The sequence below is a fragment of the Xanthomonas sp. WHRI 10207 genome, from assembly GCF_040202975.1.
Lineage (GTDB): Bacteria > Pseudomonadota > Gammaproteobacteria > Xanthomonadales > Xanthomonadaceae > Xanthomonas.
This window is the reverse complement of the sequence record NZ_JBEGDX010000004.1, coordinates 297,031-321,304: the sequence shown is the minus strand read 5'-3', so window position 1 is coordinate 321,304 and position 24,274 is coordinate 297,031. Positions and strand designations below refer to the sequence as shown.

Sequence of the window (24,274 nt, the reverse complement as noted above, 5' to 3'; positions counted from 1 at the left end):
CCCCACTTCAGGAATTGCCCATGACGCTACCCGCCTTCAAGGCCTACGATATTCGCGGCCGCGTGCCGGATGAACTCAACGAGGACTTGGCCCGTCGGATCGGCGTGGCACTGGCGGCGCAGCTGGATCAAGGGCCTGTGGTCCTGGGCCACGATGTGCGTCTGGCCAGCCCGGCCTTGCAGGAAGCGCTGTCGGCAGGGCTGCGCGCCAGCGGCCGCGAGGTGATCGACATCGGCCTGTGCGGCACCGAGGAGGTCTATTTCCAGACCGATTACCTCAAGGCCGCCGGCGGCGTGATGGTCACCGCCAGCCACAATCCGATGGACTACAACGGCATGAAGCTGGTGCGCGAGCAAGCGCGGCCGATCAGCTCCGATACCGGCCTGTTCGCGATCCGCGACACGGTCGCTGCCGATACCGCTGCAGCCGGCGAGCCCACCGCAAGCGAGCAGAGCCGCACCGATAAGACTGCCTACCTGGAGCACCTGCTCAGCTACGTCGACCGCAGCACGCTCAAGCCGCTCAAGCTGGTGGTCAATGCAGGCAACGGCGGCGCAGGCCTGATCGTGGATCTGCTTGCACCGCACCTCCCGTTCGAATTCGTGCGCGTGTTCCATGAGCCGGATGGCAATTTCCCCAACGGCATTCCGAACCCGCTGCTGCCGGAAAACCGAGCCGCCACCGCCAAGGCGGTCAAGGAACACGGCGCTGACTTCGGCATCGCATGGGATGGCGATTTCGACCGCTGCTTCTTCTTCGATCACACCGGCCGCTTCATCGAAGGTTATTACCTGGTCGGTTTGCTGGCGCAGGCCATCTTGGCCAAGCAGCCGGGCGGCAAAGTCGTGCACGACCCGCGTCTGACCTGGAACACGGTCGAGCAGGTCGAAGAAGCCGGCGGCATTCCGGTGCTGTGCAAGAGCGGCCACGCTTTCATCAAGGAAAAAATGCGCAGCGAAAACGCCGTGTATGGCGGCGAGATGAGTGCGCACCATTACTTCCGCGAGTTTGCCTACGCCGATTCCGGAATGATTCCGTGGCTGTTGATCGCCGAGCTGGTGTCGCAGTCCGGTCGTTCGCTGGCCGATCTGGTCGAATCACGCATGCAGAAGTTCCCGTGCAGCGGCGAAATCAACTTCAAGGTCGCCGATGCCAAGGCATCGGTTGCCCGCGTGATGGAACACTATGCCGACCTGTCGCCCGAACTGGACTACACCGACGGCATCAGTGCGGATTTCGGCCAGTGGCGCTTCAACCTGCGCAGCTCCAACACCGAACCGCTGCTGCGGTTGAACGTGGAAACGCGCGGCGACGCCGCACTGCTGGAAAGCCGCACGCAAGAGATTTCAGACTTGCTGCGCGGTTGATTCATCTCCTCTCCCACCTATAGACGCACTTTGGAGTTTCCCCCGCCCATGAGCGACGTCCTACCCATCATTTTGTCCGGCGGTTCCGGCACGCGCCTGTGGCCGCTGTCGCGCGAATCCTATCCCAAGCAGTTCCTGCCGCTGGTCGGCGACAAGAGCATGCTGCAGGCCACCTGGCTGCGCTCGGCTCCGGTCGCAGGCCATGCGCCTATCGTGGTTGCCAACGAAGAACATCGCTTCATGGCCGCCGAGCAGCTGCAGCAACTCGGCGTAAAGCCGTCCGCGATTCTGCTGGAACCCAAGGGACGCAATACGGCACCGGCGATCGCGGTCGCGGCCCTGGAAGCCATGCGCGACGGTGCCGACCCGCTGTTGCTGGTCCTTCCGTCCGATCATGTGATTCAGAATGAAGCCGCGTTTCAGGCCGCGGTGACGGCAGCTGCTGCTGCGGCCGAGCAAGGCAAGCTGGTGACCTTCGGCATCAAGCCGACAGCGCCCGAGACCGGCTACGGCTATATCAAGGCCGGTAGCGGTACCGGCGCCACTGCCGTTGAGCGTTTCGTCGAGAAGCCCGACCTGGCCACCGCGCAGGGTTACCTCGCCAGCGGCGAGTACTACTGGAACAGCGGCATGTTCCTGTTCCGTGCCTCGCGTTACCTGGAGGAACTGCGCAAGTTCCATCCGGCCATTGCCGATGCCTGCCAGAAAGCCTGGGAAAACGGCAAGCGCGATGCCGACTTCACCCGCCTGGACAAGGACGCATTCGCGGCCAGCCCGTCGGATTCGATCGACTACGCGGTGATGGAAAAGACCGCCGATGCGGTCGTGGTCCCGCTGGACGCTGGCTGGAACGATGTCGGTTCGTGGTCGTCGCTGCTGGACGTGTCCGAGCAGGACGCCCACGGCAATGCACATCATGGCGACGTGATCCAGGTGGACTGCCGCAACACCTATGCCTATGGCTCGCGTCTGATCGCCATGGTCGGCCTGGAAGACGTGGTCGTCGTCGAGACGCCGGACGCCGTGCTGGTCGGTCATCGCGATCGTATTCAGGAGGTCAAGGACGTGGTTGGCCGCATCAAGGCCGACGGCCGGTCCGAAGCCACCTGGCACCGCAAGGTCTATCGTCCGTGGGGCGCCTACGATTCGATTGACATGGGCCAACGTCATCAGGTCAAGCGCATTACCGTCAAACCCGGTGCAGTGCTGAGCCTGCAGATGCACCACCATCGCGCCGAACACTGGATCGTGGTGAGCGGTACCGCCGAAGTCACCCGTGGCGACGAGGTTCTGCTGCTGACCGAAAACCAGAGTACCTACATCCCGCTGGGCGTGACTCACCGTCTGCGCAATCCGGGCAAGTTGCCGCTGGAATTGATCGAAGTGCAGTCCGGCAGTTATCTGGGCGAAGACGACATCGTACGTTTTGAAGATACCTACGGGCGCGCCTGATCGGTCGCCTGCAGGATCGCTTTAAAAAAACAGCCGGGATTCCCGGCTGTTTTTCTTTGTGAATCTGGTGCGCAGTATTACTGCCGCCTAGCCGCTGCAATCAGCGTTTGGCCGCAGCCAACTCGGTAATCACCTGCTGCAACCCAGCTTGCCACTGCGGCAGCACGATGCCGAAATCGTTCTGCAGCTTGTCGATCGATAACCGCGAGTATGCAGGCCGCTTTGCTGGCGTCGGGTAATCCGCTGTGGTGATGGGCACGACACGCGGCGCGCGCGCCAGCAAACCCGCCGCGACGGCTTCCTCGAAGATGGCCTCGGCAAACCCGTGCCAGCTGGTCTGGCCGGCAGCAGTCAGGTGCCAGGTGCCCGATGTGCCGGGGCTGCGTTGACGCAGCAGCTGCGCGGTGACATCGGCAATCAATGCCGCCGGCGTTGGCGTACCGACTTGGTCGGCAACCACGCGTAGCTCATCGCGCTCTGCACCCACGCGCAACATCGTGCGCAGGAAATTGGCGCCATGCGAGGCGTACACCCAGGCAGTCCGCAGGATCAGATGCTGAGCGCCTGACGCGCGGATCGCCTGCTCACCAGCGAGCTTGGTTTCGCCATACACACCCAGCGGCGAAGTTTGCGATTCTTCGCGATAGGGCGCAGTGCCTTGCCCGTCGAAGACGTAATCGGTGGAGTAATGCACCAATGGCACGTCGTGCACGGCACACCACTGCGCGATGACGCCTGGAGACTGCGCATTTGCACGCATGGCGCTGTCGCGGTCCTGCTCGGCACGATCCACCGCGGTGTAGGCGGCGGCATTGACGACAGCTGTCGGATGGAGGCGATCCAGCAAACTGGTCAACGTGTCCGGCGCGTCGAAATCCGCGATTTCGCAGGCGCTACCATCAGGCAATTGACCACTGCGTGTCGTCGCGGTCACCGCACCATCGGCTGCAAGTGCGCGCAGCAATTCGGTGCCGACCTGCCCATTTGCGCCGAAGACCAAGGTGGTCACGGCGAAAACACCGGCAGGCGCTCGACCGGCATATCGGCCAGGAACGGCGCAACTGCATCCTTGGCGGAGAGCACCGGATCGCTGATCGGCCAGTCGATCCCGATTGCCGCGTCGTCCCACCGCACACCTGCATCGGCTTCCTTGACGTAGACGTCAGTGCACAGATAGCTGAAGACCGCACGCTCCGACAGCACCGCAAAGCCGTGCGCAAAGCCTTCCGGAATCCAGAGTTGCTTCTTGTTTTCTGCGCTTAATACCACTGCCGCCCACTGGCCGAAGGTGGGCGATCCATGACGTACGTCAACAGCCACGTCGTAAACCTCGCCTTCGAGCACGCTAACCAGCTTGCCCTGCGGCCGCGGCCATTGGTAGTGCAAGCCGCGCAACACGCCTTTGGCCGAAGTCGACACGTTGCTTTGCACGAATCGTGTCGGCAAGCCCTGTTGACCAAAGCGTTCTGCGTTCCAGGTTTCGAAAAAGTAGCCGCGTTCATCGCCAAACACTGCCGGCTCGATCACCACGCAGCCAGACAGCTTGGTTTCAATCACTTTCATGGAACAACTCCCCGCAACGCCAGCGCATGCAGGTATTGACCGTACCCATTCTTCGACAACGGCGCTGCTAGGCGCTCCAGCTGCTCGGCATCGATCCAACCCTGCCCGAAGGCGATTTCTTCTGGGCAGCACACCTGCAAGCCCTGTCGCATCTGGATCGTTTCGATGAAATTTGCAGCTTCATGAAGCGACTGATGCGTTCCAGTATCCAGCCAGGCGTAGCCGCGTCCCAATGGCTCCAGGTGCAGGTCGCCCGCATCGAGATAGCAGCGATTGAGATCGGTAATCTCCAGCTCACCGCGTGGCGATGGCTTCAGCGCCGCAGCGTAGTCGCTAGCCTTGCCATCGTAGAAATACAGACCCGTGACCGCGTAGTTGGAGCGGGGTTTTTCCGGCTTTTCGGCAATGTCGATAACCTTGCCCTGCTGATCGAATTCGGCAACGCCGTAGCGCTCCGGGTCATTGACCCAGTAACCGAAGACGGTTGCCCCCTGCTCACGCGCATCGGCGCGGCGCAGGGTCTCGGTCAGCCCATGACCATGAAAAATATTGTCGCCCAATACCAGGCAGCTCGGCTTGCCATCGACGAAATCGCGACCGATCAGATACGCCTGCGCCAGTCCATCGGGACTCGGTTGCACGGCATATTGGATATTGACGCCCCACTGCGAGCCATCGCCCAACAGCGACTGAAACAACGCCTGCTCATGCGGTGTATTGATGATCAGGATATCCCGGATGCCCGCCAGCATCAGAACACTGAGCGGGTAATAGATCATCGGCTTGTCATACACCGGCAGCAACTGCTTGCTGACGCCCTTGGTGATTGGATACAGGCGCGTGCCGGATCCACCCGCCAGAATGATGCCTTTGCGTTGTGTCATGAGAGCTTCCTTGGGAGGTCCGCACATCTTTGCGGACACTGAAGATGGAGTGTTATGCCGTCGCGCCGATGCGTTCCAGGCGATAGCTTCCGTCCAATACACCCTGTACCCACGCCTGATTGGTCAGGTACCACTCGATCGTCTGCGCAATCCCTTGCTCGAAGGTATACGCAGGCTCCCACCCCAGGTCGTTCTTCAACTTGGAGGCATCGATCGCATAGCGACGGTCATGCCCTGGCCGATCAGTGACGTAGGTGATTTGGCTCGCACGCGGCTTGCCGTCTTCGCGCGGACGATGTTGATCCAGCAGCGCGCAGATCGCCTGCACGACCTCAATATTCTGGCGCTCGGAATTGCCGCCCACGTTGTAGGTCTCGCCGAGCTTGCCCTTTGCCAACACGGTGCGGATCGCCTCGCAGTGATCGCTGACGAACAGCCAGTCGCGCACCTGCTTGCCATCGCCGTAGACCGGCAACGGCTCGCCTGCCAGTGCCTTGGCGATGACCAACGGAATGAGTTTTTCGGGGAAGTGGTACGGACCGTAATTGTTCGAGCAATTGGTGGTCAGGACCGGTAGCCCGTAGGTGTGGTGGAACGCACGCACCAGGTGATCCGACGCTGCCTTGGAAGCCGAGTACGGCGAATTAGGCGCGTAGGGCGTGGTTTCGGTGAACTTGCCGGTCTCTCCGAGCGTGCCGTAGACCTCGTCGGTGGACACGTGCAGAAAACGGAACGCGTCACGGCGCGCGTCCGGCAATGCCTTCCAGTAGTCGCGAACGGCCTCGAGCAACGCCAGGGTGCCGACCACATTGGTCTGGATGAAGGCGCCCGGGCCTTCGATCGAGCGGTCCACATGGCTTTCGGCTGCGAAGTTCAGTACGGCGTCGGGCTGGTGTTCTTGCAGCAGTCGGGTGACCAGCGCTCCGTCGCCGATATCGCCCTCGACGAACACGTGGTCAGCGTTACCCTCCAGCGACGCCAACGTGTTCAGATTTCCTGCATAGGTCAGCGCGTCCAGATTGACCACGCGAATTCCGCGGGAGACCGCCTCAAGAACAAAATTGCCGCCGATGAAGCCGGCACCGCCTGTTACTAGCCAAGTCGCCACTGTCTACCCCTCCTGGTCGCGCGCCAAACGCGCTGCGTTCTCAAACCACACAGGATATACGGTCCCGGCATTATCGGACTTAAGCGCGAGCGACTCCCCATGGCCCCCACTGACGCACCGCAACATCCATACGCCATCGCATGGTGGATGCTCCCCGGTTAGAATGGGCGCACTCCCGAGCCTGCCGCCGCGGCCGGGCCTTCCCGCAATAGCTGAAGGATCTCGTACACGATGAAAATCCTCGTCGCCTACAAGCGCGTGGTGGACTACAACGTCCGCATTCAGGTCAAGCCGGATGGCTCCGGCGTGGTGACCGACGGCGTCAAGCTCTCGCCCAACCCGTTCGACGAAATCGCCCTGGAAGAAGCATTGCGCCTGCGCGATGCCGGCATCGCCACCGAGGTGGTGGTCGCCACCCTGGCGCCAGCCGATGCTGCCGCACATCTGCGCAACGGCCTGGCGATGGGTGCCAACCGCGCCATCCATGTGGTGACCGATGCTTCCATCCAGCCGCTGACCGCCGCACGCGCACTGCTGAAGTTGGTCGAAAAAGAGCAGCCTGATCTGGTCATCCTGGGCAAGCAGGCCATCGACGACGACGCCAACCAGACCGGCCAGATGCTGGCCACCTTGTGGGGCCGCCCGCAGGCGACCTTCGCGGGCAAGCTGGTAGTCGCCGATGGCAAGGCCACGGTGACGCGCGAGGTCGATGCTGGCCTGGAAACGCTGGAGGTCGACCTGCCAGCGGTGATCACCACCGATCTGCGCCTGAACGAGCCGCGCTTCATCAAGCTGCCGGACATCATGAAGGCCAAGAGCAAGCCGATGGAAACCCTGGCATTCGCTGACCTGGGCGTGGACGCGCACGACAGTCTCACCACCACCCACTATGCGGCGCCGGCCAAGCGCAGCCGCGGCGTGATGGTCAAGGACGCCGCCGAACTGGTGGCCGCACTCAAGCAGAAGGGGTTGTTGTAATGGCCAAGATTCTTGTCGTCGCCGAACACCTCAACGGCCAGCTCAATGCGGCCACCGCCAAGACCCTGAGCGCCGCCCTGGCGGTATCGGCCGAGTCGATCGACGTGGTCGTGCTGGCGGCCGACCCGGCCGCCGTTGCAGCCCAGGCCGCACAGCTGGCCGGTGTCGCCCGCGTGCTGACCGTGGCCAACGCCGCCAACGAACACGCGCTTGCTCAGGTGCTTGGGCCCCAGATCGCACAGCTGGCCGGTCAGGGTTACACCCATGTCTTCGGTCCCTCCACCACCTTCGGCAAGGACCTGATGCCGGTCGTGGCCGCGCTGCTGGGCGTGAACCAGATTTCCGATCTGATGACCGTCGAAGATGCGTACACCTTCAAGCGCCCGATCTACGCAGGCAACGCCATCATTACGGTGAAGGCTCCGGCCGACCAGATCGTCGTGGCAACCGTGCGTAGCGCCTCGTGGCCGGAAGCGGCTAGCGGCGGCAGCGCAGCAGTCGAGCCCGTTAGCATCGAGGCCGCACTGCCGACCCACACGCGCTTCATCGACCTGGCAGCAGGCAATTCCGACCGCCCCGACCTGCAGAGCGCCAAGCGTGTGGTGTCCGGCGGTCGCGGCGTGGGCTCGGCAGAGAACTTCAAGCATATCTACAGCCTGGCCGACAAACTCGGCGCCGCCGTCGGTGCCTCGCGCGCGGCAGTCGATGCCGGCTACGTCCCCAACGAGCTGCAGGTCGGCCAGACCGGCAAGATCATCGCGCCCGAACTGTACGTGGCAATCGGCATCAGCGGCGCCATCCAGCATCTGACCGGCATCAAGGACGCTGGCACCATCGTGGCGATCAACAAGGATCCGGAGTCGCCGATCTTTGAGATTGCGGATATTGGGTTGGTGGGAGATTTGTTTACGCTTCTGCCCGAACTCGAATCTGCACTAAGCTAGCGCTCCATTTTGGACAGCTTGCCGGCTGCCATATTTCAATACTTCAGGATTTCCATGACGACGCCAGTTCCAGTCAACGCTCTTGACCGCCACATTGGCCCAATTGCCGCACAGCTCGAGGAGGTGGCCGTTAAAGCTATCAGGAGCGGTTACTACGTGCTTGGTCCGAATGTGAAGGCCTTTGAGGAGGAATTTGCGCAATGGTGCGGTGCTGACGATTGCATCAGTGTGGCAAACGGTACTGAGGCTCTTGAACTCGGCCTGCGCAGCTTGAACGTTAGTGAAGGCAAGCGTGTTGCAGTGGTCGCTAATGCCGCGATGTACGGCACCACTGCGGTGCTTGCTTGTGCAGCCGAGCCAGTGTTCATAGATATCGACCCTGTCACCTGCACCATGGCGCCAGCCGCGCTTGAAGCTGAGCTCGCCCTAGGCAAGATCGACGTCGTCATCGTTACTCACCTGTACGGCAAGCTAGCCGACATGGCTGCTTTCGCTGCACTTGCGGATCAGTACGGCTTCACGATCTTCGAAGATTGTGCACAGGCGCATGGCGCTAGTAATGCTCAGGGCCGCAAAGCCGGCACCTTCGGCAAGGCGGCTAGCTTTAGTTTTTACCCGACCAAGAATCTCGGCGCACTGGGCGACGGTGGCGCTGTTACCACCAACGACCCTGCTGTCGCAGAGACACTCCGCAAACTTCGCCAATACGGCTGGGCGGCTAAGTACCGCAATGAACTACAAGGGGGGCGCAACAGCCGTCTCGATGAGATCCAGGCCGCGTTTCTGCGCGTGATGCTGCCGCTGCTTGATGGCTGGAATGCGCGCCGCCGCGACATCGCCAACCGCTACTCGCGTGAAATCAAACATGCGAATATTGTTGTGCCGCCCGTTAGCGGGGTTGATTTCGTTGCCCATCTTTATGTTGTGCATACCAACGATCGTGCGGGATTGCAGAAGCAGCTGGCCGATGCCAGCGTGAACAGCGAAGTGCATTACCCGACGCCCGATTATCGCCAGCCTTTGTTCGCCGCCCGCTTCGACGGCATCGCGCTCAAAGCCACCGACTATTCGTGCTCGCGCGTAGTCACGCTGCCCTGCTTCCCTGAGCTTACGGATGCAGAGGTAACCCGAGTGATCGAGGCTTGTAACTCGTGGTGAAGCCCCGCTACTCGGTCGTGATCCCCGTCTACAAGAACGAAGGATCAATTCCTGCACTACTGAACGCGCTGGATGCATTAGCTAGCGACTTGGACGCACCGCTGGAAGTCATCTTTGTTGTCGACGGAAGTCCGGATGCCAGCTTTGCTCGATTAGAGCAAGGCCTTCACGCGGCGACTTTTCAGGCGCGTTTGGTGCTGTTGTCACGCAATTTCGGTGCGTTCGCAGCTATCCGTTGTGGCCTAGCCGAGTCGAAGGGCGACTACATTGGCGTCATGGCCGCCGACTTGCAGGAGCCGCCATCGCTCATGCGCGAGTTCTTCGCTGCACTTTCGACCAAACCGCTCGATGTCGTTTTCGGCAAGCGTGTCGGACGTGCAGACCCCGGTCTCAGCAAGTTTGCCTCTACAATCTTTTGGGGAGCCTATCGTCGTCTTGTACAACCCGAAGTCCCGCGCGGCGGGGTGGACGTGTTTGCATTGACGGCGCCATTCCGCGACCGTCTTGTTGCACTTAGTGAAGCTAATAGCAGCTTACTCGGATTATTGTTCTGGCTAGGTGGTCGCCGCGAGTTTATCGACTACTCCCGTATGGAACGCGAACATGGCAAGAGCGCATGGACGTTGAAGAAGAAAGTCACCTATCTCCTCGACAGTGTCTTTGCTTTTTCCGACCTGCCAGTGCGAATCCTGATGGGTGCGGGAGTGCTTGGGCTAGGCGTAGCACTACTTCTGAGTTTAGCGGTACTAATTGCCCGCTTTGCTGGAAGCTATGAAGTGCCTGGTTACACGATGTCCATGCTGGCGATACTCTTCTTTGGGGCCCTCAATACCTTGGGCATCGGCATCGTTGGCAACTACGCGTGGCGCGCTTACGAAAATACAAAGCAGCGCCCCCTCAACATTGTATCTCTGCAACTTGATTTCCCTGGAAAAAAACAATGAATTTCTATGTCCATGACAAAGGACTCTGCGAGTCGACCACAATCGGCGATGGCACCCGAATCTGGGCGTTTGCCCATGTGCTGCCTGGTGCTCGCTTAGGCGCCGCCTGCAACATCTGCGACGGGGTCTTCATCGAGAATGACGTTGTTGTCGGCGACAACGTGACTGTCAAATGCGGTGTCCAGCTCTGGGACGGTGTCACTCTCGAAAGTAATGTCTTCGTCGGCCCCAACGCAACGTTCACCAACGATCTCCGCCCACGAAGCAAAGTCTATCCCGAGACTTTCCTGCGCACAGTAGTCGAGATGGGCGCATCAATCGGCGCCAACGCCACGATCCTTCCAGGGGTGCGCATAGGACGAAATGCGATGGTCGGCGCGGGTGCAGTCGTCACGCGCTCAGTCCCTCCCAATGCCATTGTGGTCGGCAACCCAGCCAAGATAGTGGGCTACGCCAACGCTGGTACCGTTGCAATTGAGAAACTGCAGCCGCAAGCTACAATGCCGGTTGTCCAGCCATCATGTGTGCGTGGCGTAAAACTTCATACTTTCAACGCGATTGCTGACATGCGTGGCAGCCTGTCCGTGGGAGAGTTCGAGAAGGATATCCCATTCACGCCAAAGCGCTACTTCTTGGTTTACGACGTGCCCACAGCAGAAACCCGCGGTGAGCACGCTCACTTGGCCTGCCATCAGTTCCTTATCGCGATTAAGGGCTCGGTGCACGTAGTTGCCGACGATGGCGAACAGCGCGAGCAATTCGTGCTCGACAAGCCAAACCTCGGTCTATACCTGCCGCCTATGACATGGGGTATACAGTATAAGTATTCCGAGGACGCGGTGTTGCTCGTGTTCGCATCACACTTTTACGATCCGGCGGATTACATTCGCGAGTACGGCACCTTCATCGAACAGGTTCGCGTGAACCACGCATGAGCATGCATGTGCTGCAACAGGCGAGGAAACTGGTAAGGACATCTAGCTTTGTTCGGTTCCTCATTTCGGGAGGCCTAAACACCGCTGTCACTTACATTACCTACCTCGCGCTACTCCAAGCCACTTCTTACAAAGTGGCTTACACTATTGCGTACGCATTCGGCATCGCCATCGCCTTCTTCATTAATCGCCTCTTTGTCTTCCAGACACACCGCGGCTGGCGCTCGCTGATAATGTTTCCGTTTATCTACCTTGCTCAGTACCTAGTGAGCTTGGCTGTAGTGTTTGTGTGGGTGGAGCATCTCGGCTTTCCAGTCGCCCTCGCCCCCCTAATGGCAATACTGGTAACCATTCCACTGACATTCTTGCTCTCGCGTTTCGTTTTCGGCTCCCGAGCGACCTCAGATTGAGGCATTAGTCCTTTGCCTTGAAAACAAGATAATAGGGATTGGATGATGGCAGCCGTTCGAAATGCGCCTCAATGTAAGCCAGAGTCAGTGGGTGGGTTTTGCTGTAGCGAAGTTCTTCTCGGCTATCAAGTGGGAAGTCGAGTACGATCGCAAATCCAGGATTAGCTGCTTTTAGCCGTTCCACCTCTTCCTGCTGGAAGGAATCGTTACGCCCTGTAGTTGCATATATTTCCCAGAGAGGCGAGCGCCTTTGTTCCATTGCATATGCACCCGGCCAATAGGGCGTCGCAACAAAGGCACGACCATCAGGCGCGTACCGACTCACCATTCGGTTAATCAAATCGACATCCGAAAAAGTGGGACTGTCGAGTACGAGCCTCTGTCCATCCACGACCCTTGTTTCACAATCCCCTGACTGCATACATCTGAACCGCGGATGGGACGGCAGAGTTACACACGCTGTCGCCATGAGTACGAAGACGCCGGAAGTCCAACACAAAATTCTCCGGCCGGAACTTAATAATAGAAAAAGCCCCATAAGCATGGGAAAGATACCTTGCGCAAGATGGCCGACGTCGGCACGCGAGAATGCGTAATGCGCATATGGCACCGCTGTGCACACTGTTGCCACCACGGCAACGTTCACACGGATACGCTGGCGTAGTTGCCTCCACAAGTAAAAACCAGCAACCACCGGATACGCAATCAGACCGGCGAAGCAAAAGCCAATAAAGACCTGGCGTAAGTTACCCCAGGTATCCACTGAGAAAGGCCCTGACCACGGCCAAGGAATGGGCAACGGTAGGTTTGTGCCCTTTAGATCGATCAGGAACAGGATACTTCGCCAGAAGGCGCCGGCAAAGCCTTCAATAAAAAGGCAGGCGAAAATAATCGGAAGAAACCCCGCTGCAATACCGGCGACCCATGCGCAAAGATGGGCAACACGGGGAGCTCTGCCCGAGGCTACCCATGTCCATGCGAAAGCCAGGACCGTCGCCGCCACGGCGTAAACACCATGGTTGCGGCCAAAACAAGCGATGACACCTGTGCAGCAACCTAGCAATAATGAACGGCGTGCATTTGGTTTTTCGATCCACCAGGCAAGCAGTGCCGTAGTGAACATAGAAATCGCGATGTCGAACAGCTTATGCCGGGGAAACATCCACGAACACAATACGACGGACGCGATAATGAGCAGCACTGGATCGCGACGATTTGTATTGTTTTGCAGCAGAAGCAAGCCAAACCCGAGCCCCGCGATCTGAAAAACAAGCACGGCGACGCGGATATCGAGAATGCCTCGACCACCCCATAGCGAGGTCAACCAAGCAACCCAGTAATAACGTGCTGGGTCATACGCCATGAAATCGCGGATGGGAACTTCGCCTGCCCAAATTCGCTGCACGCCATACCATAGAAATCCTTCGTCCCAAATATTCAAACCGAAACGGATCTCCGCGAATTGGAACGCGACGACGACGATGGTAGCCAGTGCGAAAGCCACAAAAACTCGTGACCATTGCCAGTCCGCAAGATCCGAATAGGACATAGTTTTCATTATTTTCTTGGGGCGACGCGTTTGGCCGCGTCACGGAACACCGGTGCATCCTCCAAGGCGGCCGCGCGTTGATAGGCCTCATAGGCCATGGCAGTATGTCCGAGCGCTTCGCTCGCCTTACCGCGCTCGTACCAGACCCATTGGTTCGTCCTACCTACCGCAGCAAACTGTGCACCAAAACTCTCGGCAGCCGCCGCTTCGCCCTGGCGGGAAAGACACTGCATCACCCCGATTACGCGCGCACCTTCATCAGCCAACTGCAATTCGTCGTGGCAATACATGCGTGCCGCGGCCTCGTGCACTGTCATTAACCCAAATTCGGTGGCGGGCTCAAGTTCAATGAGATCCCCCCTCGCATCAAAGACTGCAACGCGATCAAAAGCTGTGTAATCCAAAGAAGAGAACGGTATGTGCACTTTTGAGTCATTCGACATCGCAACGAGCGCCGCCGACGACACAGGGAAACTAACTGCCCAAGTGAATGCGACCTCTGAAGTGAGCCTGATGAAGTTATCGCTTTGAAACGGGCTGAATGGCATCAACGGCCCGGCGACAAGGATACGTTCACCAGGCAAGACACGCCCTTGCAGTGCCTCTAACCCGGCAAATGCATGGGTGTTGAACTCATGGTTGGCTTTCACCCACTGGGGCACGATGTTATTTCGCTCGATGCCAGCAATCCCTGCCCCAAGCGCAAGTACCGTCAGCAACACGATGATCCAGCTGCCGCCCTTTCTTCGCTGCCCCGCTAAGATTGGCGCGAGCACAGCTGCTAGCACAACTGTCCCATACCAACCGTACATGGGCAGTAGACGGTCAGGGATCGCGCACATTGGCACTACCGCCAGAACCGGTGCAACGATGGCTATGGCAAAAATGTAACGATCGACGCACCACGCACGCCACAAACCGAAGAGTGCGATAGGAACAAGCGGACCTGGCAGGATTTCACTCGTATAAAACACCAGCGCCTTCATGAAGCTTAGCGGGCCAAGACCCACTTTATAGGGACTGGGTGCACCGCCTAGCTGGATGAAAGGCGATTTGAGCACAATATCTTTCACCACCGAAGCAACGATGACAGCCACACAAGCGGCACAAAGGTAAAGCGTCTTGCGATACCCGTATTTTCGGACCAATACTAGTGGCGCCACGGGGATCAGCGCTGCAAAAGTGGGTTTGGTTTCGAAAGAAAGGTATCCCAGAAGCGCTGCGATTGACGCCATACGTACGAATGCCCAACCGTCGAGTGCCACGCTATTGTCACGTTCGCGGACCAGCCAACCAAGTTGCAGTGCGAGAATCGCACCAGCAAGCATGCCGCCATAGTCGAGCGGATTGAGTTCGTAAAAAGCAGCGGTGCCGAAGACGACCAGGAACACCGCAAAGGCCTGCCAGGCGAGCAACGTTCGCCGCATTAAACCCTCTGCTGACCGCATTAGAAGGCAAGCGAAAAGGATTGCGGGGACGTTGAGGAGCACAAAGAAAGTATGCGCATTATGCACGCCCTGAAGAGCTAACAAAGCGAGCAGCATCAAAGGCCTTGGGCTGCTAATAGCAACCTGCCACGACATCTCATGTGCTACGACATAGTAGCGCCACAGGTCAGAATGACTCGGAACATCCAGGGCTAGCAGGCCTGGCATGATGAACCACTGGGCAAAGATGAATGCAATTACCGCCAGAACGACACGATTGAACATTGGGGCAGGCCGCTGGACCTTCGTCTCGAGTAGCATGGGCTTGGTCGTCTGTGCAGATGCTTTCAATACTTTTACTCCACTACAGCCGGGGATTTCCGGGAGAAAACGTGCTTTAACTTGAGGCACGGCTTCTCGATCACATGCCAAGAAAGGTAACCAGCGCCGATCGCCACTGCTGCTGAAAGGAAGAAATTCACCGTAGATGTCTCGCCAGGAAACAATCTGACGAACATCTGCTGGATCGGCCATCCCCATAAATAGATAGCGTACGAAGGGTCTCCCCACCCATCAATGGAAGGCAGGCGAAAAGCATAAGCACACCAAAAGCAGAAGTAACAAAGAGCAAAAGCGAACATGTAAAGATAAACGTCGAGACCACGACATAGGTAAGTGGCAAAAGCGATCGCCACCATGCCCGCCGTACTGACGCTCAGCTTGTCCCTAAATGCGAAGATCAAGACACCGCTAGCAAAGTAACCCGAGAGCCGGACCCAGTCAGGATGTAATGGCAAGCCCCACGGAGCAACCACGCCTACTAACATCAGCGCCGAGATGAATCCTAGTAGCGCCCAGCGCTGCGCCAATATGCCTAGCGAACCAATTATCGCCACAAAGACATACATCCTAAACTCGGCCGGCAACGTCCAGAGACTACCGTTCACCACATTCACGGCTCCGCTCTCGAACACACCAGGCAGCGTGAACTGCATTGCCGAAGAAAATGCTAGGTTTCGATATACATACGAAAATGCCTCACTGGACTTAAAGTACGAGCCCAGTGGTAGAGACGATGCCAGCGGCCCTACGATGAATGCCAAAATCATGAGACACACAAAAAAAGCGGGAAAGACACGCAGCACACGCGCTTTCATAAACTCCCATAGGTCTGGTTGCCGGACAAAACTGCCAGCAATCATGAACCCGCTTATTACAAAGAACATGTTGACCGCAATGTCTCCACTGTATATTTGCCAACCCATCGAGACAAATACTTCTTTCGCGGCCCCATTGGGCGCAATATGGAAGCTATGACCGTAGATGACAAGGATAGCGGCAACTATGCGCAACCAAAGAAAGTTATCCTGACGCCGTGCAAGACCCTCGGCTACAAGTATTGAGCGTTTCATGGTTGATCCCCAAGGTCTGAGCTATCTTACGTCGAAGAAAACATCGTCCGACTGGACCAGCTCACCGCTAGGACCTCGCGTCGTCACGAACAGTTTTAACTTGCCTGACACTGAAACGATCTCCAGCGGGACGACGGCTGTGATGGTGGTGCTTTGAGTGGTAGTCACCAGTGGCTTTCCAGCAAGTATCACGCGCGTTACTGATGCGTCGACCGGGCTGCTGAGCTTGACCCATAAAGCGGATGCGCCATCAGGCTGGATGTTGAACGGTTGACCTCTATGTGTCCCGTGCGGACCATAACCAACAATGCGTAAGGGCAAAGCCGGTGTGACCGCCACCGAAGTTGCAGGAGAAGCTATCTTAACTCCGAAACGCTCAGGATACGCAGCCCGCCCACCCTCCTGGCTACACGCCACCATGGCAGCTGTGCAGAGAATCACGAGCGCGCGGAAACTTGATCCAATTCTTCCGAACATCGTCAATGGCTTCCACTTACTGGCGGCAATTCATTCGACAGCGCGCGGAATACGGTTTCGCTTGAGAAGTTCTGCAAGATAAAGCTCTGAGCGGCTTTAGACCTTATCAGCCAGTCTTCGTTATCTTCAAGCAACTTGAGGATGTACTCGGCGTAACTGGGTGCCTCGTTCGTTGCGTAAACGAAAGACTCAGCGTCTGAAAGACCTTGCATACCCGTTGTCGTAGTAACCATGGGAAGACCATGCCGCATGGCCTCCAGTACCTTGCCCTTCATCCCGCCGCCGAATCGCAATGGTGCCACCGCCACACGTGCCCGCTTGTATAGCTGCTCAAGAGCATGATCGCTGACAAAACCCGTGACTGTTACCCTGGGGCCTGCCAAGGCCTGGACGCGTTCAGTTGGCTTGGAGCCGGCGAGCGTGACATGAATGTCAGGCCGCTTCGCGCAGACCAACGGCATGACGTTATGGATCAGCCATTCAGCGGCATCAGCATTTGGCGGGTGGCCGAAACCCGCAACAAACAAAATGTCGCGTCGTGAGGCCAAGTTATCCTGCGCGCCAGCCAAGACCCCGTCGTACGCGTAAAGAGGTACGGTACGGACTGCCGCTTTCATATCATGTTCTTTGGCCCATTGCCTGACGTAGGCTGATTCAAGCTCAGACGGATAATAGATGCCATCCATCCGGGGCCACAACATTTCCTCAAGCAATCGGAAACGTTCTATCTCTGCCTCAACAGCAGGCGAGGGGTCAACTTTCATCTGCTCCATAAGACGCAAGTGATGAATATCGTGACCATAATAGAGGCGTGAAGCACGGCTATGTGCAGAGACGTCATCGATGAAACATGCGCTGATGTGCGGACGACTAAAGATCACCGCGTCGATACTCGCGCCGTTCTCGGCAATCCAACTTCTAAAACCAGTCACATACTCGCCACCATACATTATCTCCACGCCCGCATCCTGGAGGGGTCGTGCATAAGGCTCGTCGTACCACATATTTTCTGGCCAAAACTTCACTGAGTAACCGCGATCCACCAGCAACATGAGCAGCTGATACATGGCGCGCGAGCCTGCATCCCGATCTGGCTGTGGGATATAGTGATCGATGACAAGCACTACCTTCTTAAGGTGGCTACGATCGCGGGCGAGAAAGGGGCGATCGGCGTTTTCCAGGTGCTCGCGCTCAAGAACATCACTCCAACGCTTGCGAAACTTATTCTGATTCTCCAACTGGTACGCCTTGATACCAGCCCCTGTATCAGTGCCATGCGAGATACCTTCGTAGTGAACCACAACCGACTTCGGCTCATAAACGACCTTGCGCCCTGATGCACGCAATTTAAACGCAAGGTCGGTGTCTTCGAAATAAGCAGGCAGATAATATTCGTCGAAGCCGCCAAAGGAATCGAATAACGCTTTTTCGATCATAATCGAAGCGCCAGAAATGTAGTCAACCTCACGCGTGTAGTTGTAGATACTACGGGAAGGGTCGTCCAGTCGACCATAATTCCAAGCACTGGCATCCTTCCAGACAATTCCACCAGCTTCCTGTAAACGCCCATCAGGATAAATAAGCTTGGAGCCAACCAAACCACAGTCAGGCCAGGAACTGGCAGTACTCATCAACGCATCCAACCAGCCTTCAGTCACCTCGGTATCGTTGTTTAGGAAATAGATGTATCGCCCCTTTGCAAGGGAGGCAGCATGATTACATGACCGAAGAAATCCAAGATTAACCGGATTTTCGAAGTATCGCAGCCCAGGCACTTCCTTCAGCGCGCCAATTTGCGTATCGCCGGACGCATCCTCAACAACTAGCACCTCCATTGTTACACGAGGTAGATTTGCGTGAATCGACCTCACACAAGCTGCAGTATGATCAAGCCGTCCATAGGCAGGAATAATGATGGTGACTTCAGGCTTATCGACCACGTCGAAAACAACACCATCCAACAACTTTATCGGATCCTCGTGCGCATTCATCAACAAGCCTTTGGGCGTGGCCGGGCTTGCTTTTCCGCGCTGCATTAGAATGCGCTTCACCGGAGACCGAACGGCATTCAACAGCGGTGTCTGCGTCCAGCGCTTGCCGCGCAAGGAACTTGCTACAGTGCCCCAGTCGCCACGCACCAAGCGCATCGCAAAACGCAGCGGCTTTGTTACACGCCATGATTGCGACCTAAGCAATAAGCTCTCGCGGGCTAGAACTTCCTTCTCACGGGCCAAAGCCTCTTTGAGATGAGCTTTGTCGACTGCTGATTGAGCTATCAGCACGTCAACCTGCCTATCCAGATTTTTTGCCCAAGTGGCAACTTCCTCATGCTCAGTCACCAATGCTGCGTTGCTTTCACGCAATCTCATCAGCTCTGCATCTAGTTGCTTTGCCCACTCCGCCACATCATGATGTTCGATCGACAGCGCTTTATGTTGGGCGAGCACACGCTCCAAACTCTCACGGGTATCACTGAATTCGGCAAGCACATTACCCAGCGGACCTTCCTGGGCCGAACTAATACTCGCCGGCAGTCTGGATTGCGAGAAGTCCGCATAATCTGGCATTCCCGACCTACCTGAAACGGCTAATTGAAAGCGGCTTTCCATTGCCAGATAACGCACGAAATCCTGCACAGAAGGTACCAGCAGATCGCCGCATTCCCTCATTGCGTCTGAGATAAAGTGCACAACTTGCAAATGGCGTGCATCATAGGGCCGAGCCACTCTGACGCAGGCAGCCACCACCTCAAACAGTGCCCGGAAGACTAGATATCCCAGAGGCACAGAACCCGCCGCCCGCCATTCCAGATCGATGAAAACACGAGCTCCGTCGGCACTTTCTATCAGGTTATGCGGCACTAGATCGACTACATTACCCGGCAGTGGCAGACCAGCATCGTAACGCGCCTTAATAAGTACCTCGGGATCAAGGCCAACATGCACACCAACCGCGTCAAGCCACTGCCTGACCCAGGATCCGACATCTTCAATTCGCCATCCATCACGCAGCAGCATCTCGTAAAACGACTTGGTGAACGCACTGCCAGCGATGTAAGGCTCATCCGCAATAGCGCATCGAAACCCATCGACCTCATGGGTCAGGTCAGGCATCAGGAATTTGCGCGTCACCCAGGGTTGGCCGCTGCGCAACTCAAACCGCGTTTCTTTCACAAATGGCTTGTCGCGCTCTGTCGAAAAGTGATATCCCGATACATCGCTGTTATCCACGCCGAACTGCGAGCTACCCGACTGGGTATGCGCGACAATCAGAAATGAATTCGCCATGTCAGGCAGTAGTCCGTTGCGCGCCACTACATCCCAGACGCGATCGATTGCAAACAACGGGGGGCGGCCGACCTGGGGATCGCGCGTAACAGATGCGGCCGCAAGCGCTGCGCCACCATCAAAACATGTTGCGGTCTGCACATCCCTTGAAAACCAAACCGACGTTGGAAGCTTATAATCCGGAAAAGGCAATGCAACCGCGATATCAGCGAAGCCAGCGGCGTAGACCATACTTTCCAGTTCACGACGCCCATAAGTGCGTGCTCCGCTACCTTCATAGATATCTTCCAGACCCAGCATAGGACGTCCGAGATGATCTTCTGGTGCCCCGGCAAAATATTTCAGGCCCAGTTGATTCTCAATCGCAAGCAGTAAAACCCCGCCTGGTTTAAGCAGTTTGCGCGCACAATCTAACCAGTACGAAGCTGCATCCTCTCGATCTGAAAACCGTTCAGCATACTCAAGGACGCCAATGAGGGTAACTACATCAAACTTCTTTTCAGTAACGAATTCTTCAAGGTTGTCGACCACGACGTGAACATTACTGAGATCCTCGCAACGCTTCTTGGCCACTCGCGCTCTACGTATAGCAGGCTCCAATGCCACGACAGTGTTGGCCGTTTCGCCTAGATAGCGCGTAATCGCACCGCAACCTGCCCCAACCTCAAGAACATCCCCTTGCAGCATTCCGGCAAGGGGCCTGAGTAGATTCGCACGGCGTGCGCTGAAATAGTAGCGCGTTGGCCAGTCGGTAATTCGGTCAGCTAGTTCGACGGACTGCACACTTCGATCCATGCAAGATCCAACCAACTGATAGAGATTATCCTCTACCGCATAGCCGTCAGAATAGGCCCACTCTATGCCACTCTCCGCGCGCTGCCAGCAGTTGGTTTGCTTATCGAAAACGTATGCATCTAAAATTGCACTTGGGTCAGAATACTGGGTCATATCAGTTTCAAACTAGCTCGGAGATCAGTGATTCCGATGAAGGGAAGAGTCGACTCGACACATAAGTGAATTGCATCGTATCGCCGATCGTGCGGAACGACCTCGCCATTAGTCTCCCGGCTAGCCAATCCCACGGAAATAAAGTAATCGCCTGCTGCACAATTCAACCTCATTCGGCATTGGGCTATCCCGCTCTTGCCCTCGGCTTTAAATACGCCCTCTACCGCCGCCATCTCGGTATTGGTTCCATACACAGTCAGCCCCTCCTTGGTTTTCAAAGTGATACCTAGAATCGGCCTTATTAGATCGGCGTCGCAACGGTAACGCAAATAAAGTTCTATCTCAGCACCAGCAGGCAAGCTATTAGGAAAAGCTTGGCCTTGAGAGAATAGGGCAAAGTCAAGCAACTCAGCCTTTCCGTCGCCCCAACGGTGTTCGTATGGATTGAACAGTGGACGCGAAGCGAACATCGTTTCTTCACGCTCGCCAAATTCGGAGTCGAACTGAGCCAATTGGTGATCGAGTTGCACGCTGCTTGTTGGCATGACTTGCGATGATGCGGACGCCGCAGCAGATTTCTGACGACCATAAAGCAGATCGAGATACAGATTCACGACAGGGCGAGGCGCACCATCTTCTAACTTCTGGCCCTGATCGATCAAAATCGCGCGATCGCAATGTGTGACTACCTGCTCTGTCGAATGCGTCACAAGTAAGATAGAAGTTCCGCGCTCCCGTAGTGATTTCAGTCGAGAAAAGCACTTCGCTTGAAAGCGGGCATCGCCAACCGCCAACGCTTCATCAACGATTAGCACATCCGGATCGATCTGAGCTTGCACAGCGAACGCCAACCGCACGGTCATTCCACTAGAATAAGTGCGCACGGGCTGGTGAACGAATTCGCCAATATCTGCGAATGCAAGGATGTCATCGAGCTTTGCTTCTACCTCGTCGCGCGAGAGTCCGAGAAGGGATGCGTTGAGATAAACGTTCTCAAGCCCCGAAAATTCCGGATTAAAGCCTGAACCCAGTTCTAGCAACGCGGCGACACGTCCATTAACAGAAACCGATCCAGTGGTCGGCGTGACGGTTCCCGCAATGATCTGCAACAAGGTGGACTTGCCGGACCCATTACGCCCAATTAACGCAACACACTCTCCGCGCTGCACCTGAAAAGAAACCCCATGCAGCGCCCAAAATTCCTTGAAATAACGCCGCTCCCTTAATGAAAAGACGCGCCCCAGGGCGGAGACTGCCATCTGCTTGAACCTGTCGGAAGGCTCGGCGTAGATCTCGTAGCGCTTACTGACTTGATCGACGTCGATAACCGCGTCAAAGGACATCGGCGAACCCCCTGCGCGTCGCATTGAAACCCAGCCAACCGAACCAACAGACCAGGGAGGACACCAAAAAGTAAAGCAAGACGTGGGTTACTTCCGGCAGCGTATTCCAAAGCGCTACACCACGGCCCGCCTCTACTACAAACGTCAGTGGATTGAGCATTGGCAACCACTGATAATCTTGAGGCAAACTGCTACGCGGATAGAAGATAGGTGCTAGGAACACAAGCGCAGTCGAGACGACGGCCATGATCTGCTGCGCGTCACGAAAATAGACGCCCAAGGCAGATATCAACCAGGTGACCCCAGACGCCATTGGCAGGAACAAAATCATGATGAATGGAAACAGCAAAGCAGTTACCGACATGGACGCGCCAGTCAGCAACATTGCAATCAGTAATACCATAAAACTTATTAGCGCATGAAAAACTGAGGTCCCCACCACCACCCAAGTTAGAACCTCGAGTGGAAAGACCACTTTCTTAACGTAGTTCGGGTTGGACGTGATCAAAACCGGCGCCCGACTAAGGCACTCCGAGAAGAAATTTCCAAAAATCAATCCTGAGAATAAAACAACCGCAAAGTGCGTCTCAGTTACGCCCGACCCAGACCAGCGGGATTTGAAAATGTAGCCAAAGACAAAAGAATAAATTGCCAACATTAGCAAAGGATTGAGAAAGGCCCAAAATGTACCACCGAGTGAGCCGCGATACTTTCCGGTCACATCGCGCTTACACAGCTCCCATATCAATTGCCGATGTCGAAACAACGATAAATAGGGAGCGAGTGGACTCAAGCCTGGATGAAAATCTCGCTTATTTTGATTCGAATGACTCATTGCAACGCTTGTTCCAAATCCCCACGCAAATCCCCCACATCCTCAACCCCCACGCTCAGCCGCACCAGCGCATCGCTGATACCGAGTTGTTCGCGGCGGGCTACTGGGATGGAGGCGTGCGTCATGACGGCGGGGTGATTGACCAGGCTTTCCACGCCGCCCAGCGATTCGGCCAGGGTGAACAGTTCGGTCTTTTCGCAGAAGCGCTTGGCTGCGTCAAAGCCGCCCTTGAGCACGATGGACACGATGCCGCCGAAGCCGGACATCTGGCGCTTGGCCAGTGCGTGCTGCGGGTGCGAGGCCAGGCCGGGGTAGATCACCTTTTCAATGGCGGGATGGATTTCCAGCCACTGTGCCAGCGCCAGTGCGTTCTCGCAGTGCGCACGCATGCGCAGCGGCAGGGTCTTCAATCCGCGTAGGGCGAGGAAGCTGTCGAACGGGCCTTGTACGCCGCCGATGGAGTTCTGCAGGAAGGCCAGCTGTTCGGCAAGCTCGGCGTTGTCGCCAACCACCGCGATGCCGCCCACCATGTCGGAGTGACCGTTGAGGTATTTGGTGGCCGAATGCACGACGATGTCGGCGCCCAACTCAAGCGGGCGTTGCAGCATCGGCGAGGCGAAGGTGTTGTCGACCACGATCAGCAGGCCATGCTTGCGGGCGATGGTAGCAATCGCTGCGATGTCGACCAGCTTGAGCATCGGGTTGGTCGGTGTTTCGATCCACACCATCTTGGTGTCGGGGCGAATCGCGGCTTCGAAGGCGGCCGGGTCGGTCAGGTCGACGAAGCTGAAATCCAGGCCGGCGGTGCGGCGGCGCACGCGCTCGAACAGGCGGAAGGTGCCGCCATACAGGTCGTCCATCGCCACCACGTGGCTGCCGGCATCCAGCAGTTCCATCACGGTGGAGGTGGCGGCCATGCCCGAGGCAAACGCGAACGCGCGCGTACCGCCTTCCAGCGCGGCAACGCAGCGCTCGTACGCAAACCGGGTCGGGTTATGGGTGCGCGAGTACTCGAAACCCTGATGCTCGCCGGGGCTGGACTGCGCGTAGGTGGACGTCGCATAGATCGGCGGCATCACTGCGCCGGTGCTCGGATCTGGCGACTGCCCTCCATGGATCGCCAGCGTTGCAAGCGCCAATGTGCGCTCGCCATCGTGGCTCTTGGTAATGCGGTTGGACATGGAGGTTCCCGGAAAAAGTGGGCGATTGTATCAAGCAGGTCTGAACGGCCAATGCCGCGCGTCTCACTGACA

At 57.1% G+C, this 24,274-nt stretch carries 19 protein-coding genes; 8 read left to right on the top strand and 11 right to left on the bottom strand.

What is annotated here, in order from left to right:
• Positions 1–20: 20 nt before the first annotated feature.
• Positions 21–1,367, top strand: a complete 1,347-nt coding sequence (locus ABQU90_RS15720; protein ID WP_115554616.1) for a phosphohexomutase domain-containing protein — start codon at positions 21–23, stop codon at positions 1,365–1,367.
• Between the two features lie 48 nt (positions 1,368–1,415).
• A complete protein-coding gene (locus ABQU90_RS15715; RefSeq protein ID WP_115562895.1) occupies positions 1,416–2,819 on the top strand; it encodes a mannose-1-phosphate guanylyltransferase/mannose-6-phosphate isomerase in 1,404 nt (467 codons plus the stop codon).
• A 100-nt stretch (positions 2,820–2,919) separates the two neighbouring features.
• On the opposite strand, the gene rfbD is transcribed toward ABQU90_RS15715, so the two are convergent.
• From rfbD to rfbB, 4 genes are read right to left on the bottom strand one after another with little or no spacing between them, the layout of a single operon-like run.
• On the bottom strand, positions 2,920–3,828 hold the full coding sequence (gene rfbD / locus ABQU90_RS15710) for a dTDP-4-dehydrorhamnose reductase (RefSeq protein ID WP_323522458.1): 909 nt from the start codon (positions 3,826–3,828) through the stop codon (positions 2,920–2,922).
• Complete coding sequence (rfbC, locus tag ABQU90_RS15705; protein WP_115528927.1) at positions 3,825–4,382, bottom strand: dTDP-4-dehydrorhamnose 3,5-epimerase; 558 nt, start codon at positions 4,380–4,382, stop codon at positions 3,825–3,827. The genes rfbD and rfbC overlap by 4 nt, the downstream gene beginning before the upstream one ends.
• Positions 4,379–5,266: a glucose-1-phosphate thymidylyltransferase RfbA gene (gene rfbA, locus ABQU90_RS15700; RefSeq protein WP_115528928.1), complete on the bottom strand. Its 888-nt coding sequence runs from the start codon at positions 5,264–5,266 to the stop codon at positions 4,379–4,381. The genes rfbC and rfbA overlap by 4 nt, the downstream gene beginning before the upstream one ends.
• Positions 5,267–5,318: 52 nt before the next feature.
• On the bottom strand, positions 5,319–6,374 hold the full coding sequence (rfbB, locus tag ABQU90_RS15695) for a dTDP-glucose 4,6-dehydratase (RefSeq protein ID WP_115528929.1): 1,056 nt from the start codon (positions 6,372–6,374) through the stop codon (positions 5,319–5,321).
• Between the two features lie 231 nt (positions 6,375–6,605).
• On the opposite strand from rfbB, the gene ABQU90_RS15690 reads away from it, so the two are divergent.
• The 6 genes from ABQU90_RS15690 to ABQU90_RS22815 are packed head-to-tail and all read left to right on the top strand — an operon-like array spanning position 6,606 to position 11,743.
• Positions 6,606–7,352 carry an electron transfer flavoprotein subunit beta/FixA family protein gene (locus tag ABQU90_RS15690; protein WP_323522459.1) on the top strand — a complete coding sequence of 249 codons (747 nt, stop codon included), beginning with the start codon at positions 6,606–6,608 and terminating at the stop codon, positions 7,350–7,352.
• Positions 7,352–8,296 carry an electron transfer flavoprotein subunit alpha/FixB family protein gene (locus tag ABQU90_RS15685; RefSeq protein ID WP_323522460.1) on the top strand — a complete coding sequence of 315 codons (945 nt, stop codon included), beginning with the start codon at positions 7,352–7,354 and terminating at the stop codon, positions 8,294–8,296. The genes ABQU90_RS15690 and ABQU90_RS15685 overlap by 1 nt, the downstream gene beginning before the upstream one ends.
• 54 nt (positions 8,297–8,350) lie before the next feature.
• Positions 8,351–9,454, top strand: a complete 1,104-nt coding sequence (locus ABQU90_RS15680) for a DegT/DnrJ/EryC1/StrS family aminotransferase (RefSeq protein ID WP_115529172.1) — start codon at positions 8,351–8,353, stop codon at positions 9,452–9,454.
• The gene (locus ABQU90_RS15675; RefSeq protein ID WP_115528931.1) at positions 9,448–10,398 is read left to right on the top strand and encodes a glycosyltransferase family 2 protein; all 951 of its coding nucleotides are present in this window, start codon (positions 9,448–9,450) and stop codon (positions 10,396–10,398) included. Before ABQU90_RS15680 ends, ABQU90_RS15675 begins: the two co-directional genes overlap by 7 nt.
• Positions 10,395–11,333, top strand: a complete 939-nt coding sequence (locus tag ABQU90_RS15670; RefSeq protein WP_323522461.1) for a WxcM-like domain-containing protein — start codon at positions 10,395–10,397, stop codon at positions 11,331–11,333. Before ABQU90_RS15675 ends, ABQU90_RS15670 begins: the two co-directional genes overlap by 4 nt.
• Positions 11,330–11,743: a GtrA family protein gene (locus tag ABQU90_RS22815; protein ID WP_323522462.1), complete on the top strand. Its 414-nt coding sequence runs from the start codon at positions 11,330–11,332 to the stop codon at positions 11,741–11,743. The genes ABQU90_RS15670 and ABQU90_RS22815 overlap by 4 nt, the downstream gene beginning before the upstream one ends.
• Positions 11,744–11,747: 4 nt before the next feature.
• On the opposite strand, the gene ABQU90_RS15665 is transcribed toward ABQU90_RS22815, so the two are convergent.
• The 7 genes from ABQU90_RS15665 to ABQU90_RS15635 form a co-directional block, all read right to left on the bottom strand.
• Positions 11,748–13,301, bottom strand: coding sequence for a hypothetical protein (locus tag ABQU90_RS15665; RefSeq protein WP_153066281.1), 1,554 nt, complete (start codon positions 13,299–13,301; stop codon positions 11,748–11,750).
• The gene (locus ABQU90_RS15660; protein ID WP_323522463.1) at positions 13,301–15,004 is read right to left on the bottom strand and encodes a hypothetical protein; all 1,704 of its coding nucleotides are present in this window, start codon (positions 15,002–15,004) and stop codon (positions 13,301–13,303) included. The genes ABQU90_RS15665 and ABQU90_RS15660 overlap by 1 nt, the downstream gene beginning before the upstream one ends.
• A 71-nt stretch (positions 15,005–15,075) precedes the next feature.
• Positions 15,076–16,131, bottom strand: coding sequence for an acyltransferase family protein (locus ABQU90_RS15655; RefSeq protein ID WP_323522464.1), 1,056 nt, complete (start codon positions 16,129–16,131; stop codon positions 15,076–15,078).
• Between the two features lie 479 nt (positions 16,132–16,610).
• The gene (locus tag ABQU90_RS15650) at positions 16,611–20,843 is read right to left on the bottom strand and encodes a glycosyltransferase (RefSeq protein WP_311238787.1); all 4,233 of its coding nucleotides are present in this window, start codon (positions 20,841–20,843) and stop codon (positions 16,611–16,613) included.
• Positions 20,840–22,186 carry an ABC transporter ATP-binding protein gene (locus ABQU90_RS15645; protein ID WP_311238788.1) on the bottom strand — a complete coding sequence of 449 codons (1,347 nt, stop codon included), beginning with the start codon at positions 22,184–22,186 and terminating at the stop codon, positions 20,840–20,842. The genes ABQU90_RS15650 and ABQU90_RS15645 overlap by 4 nt, the downstream gene beginning before the upstream one ends.
• Complete coding sequence (locus tag ABQU90_RS15640; RefSeq protein WP_115528938.1) at positions 22,176–23,021, bottom strand: ABC transporter permease; 846 nt, start codon at positions 23,019–23,021, stop codon at positions 22,176–22,178. Before ABQU90_RS15640 ends, ABQU90_RS15645 begins: the two co-directional genes overlap by 11 nt.
• A complete protein-coding gene (locus ABQU90_RS15635; protein ID WP_323522465.1) occupies positions 23,018–24,202 on the bottom strand; it encodes a cystathionine gamma-synthase in 1,185 nt (394 codons plus the stop codon). The genes ABQU90_RS15640 and ABQU90_RS15635 overlap by 4 nt, the downstream gene beginning before the upstream one ends.
• Positions 24,203–24,274 lie beyond the last annotated feature (72 nt).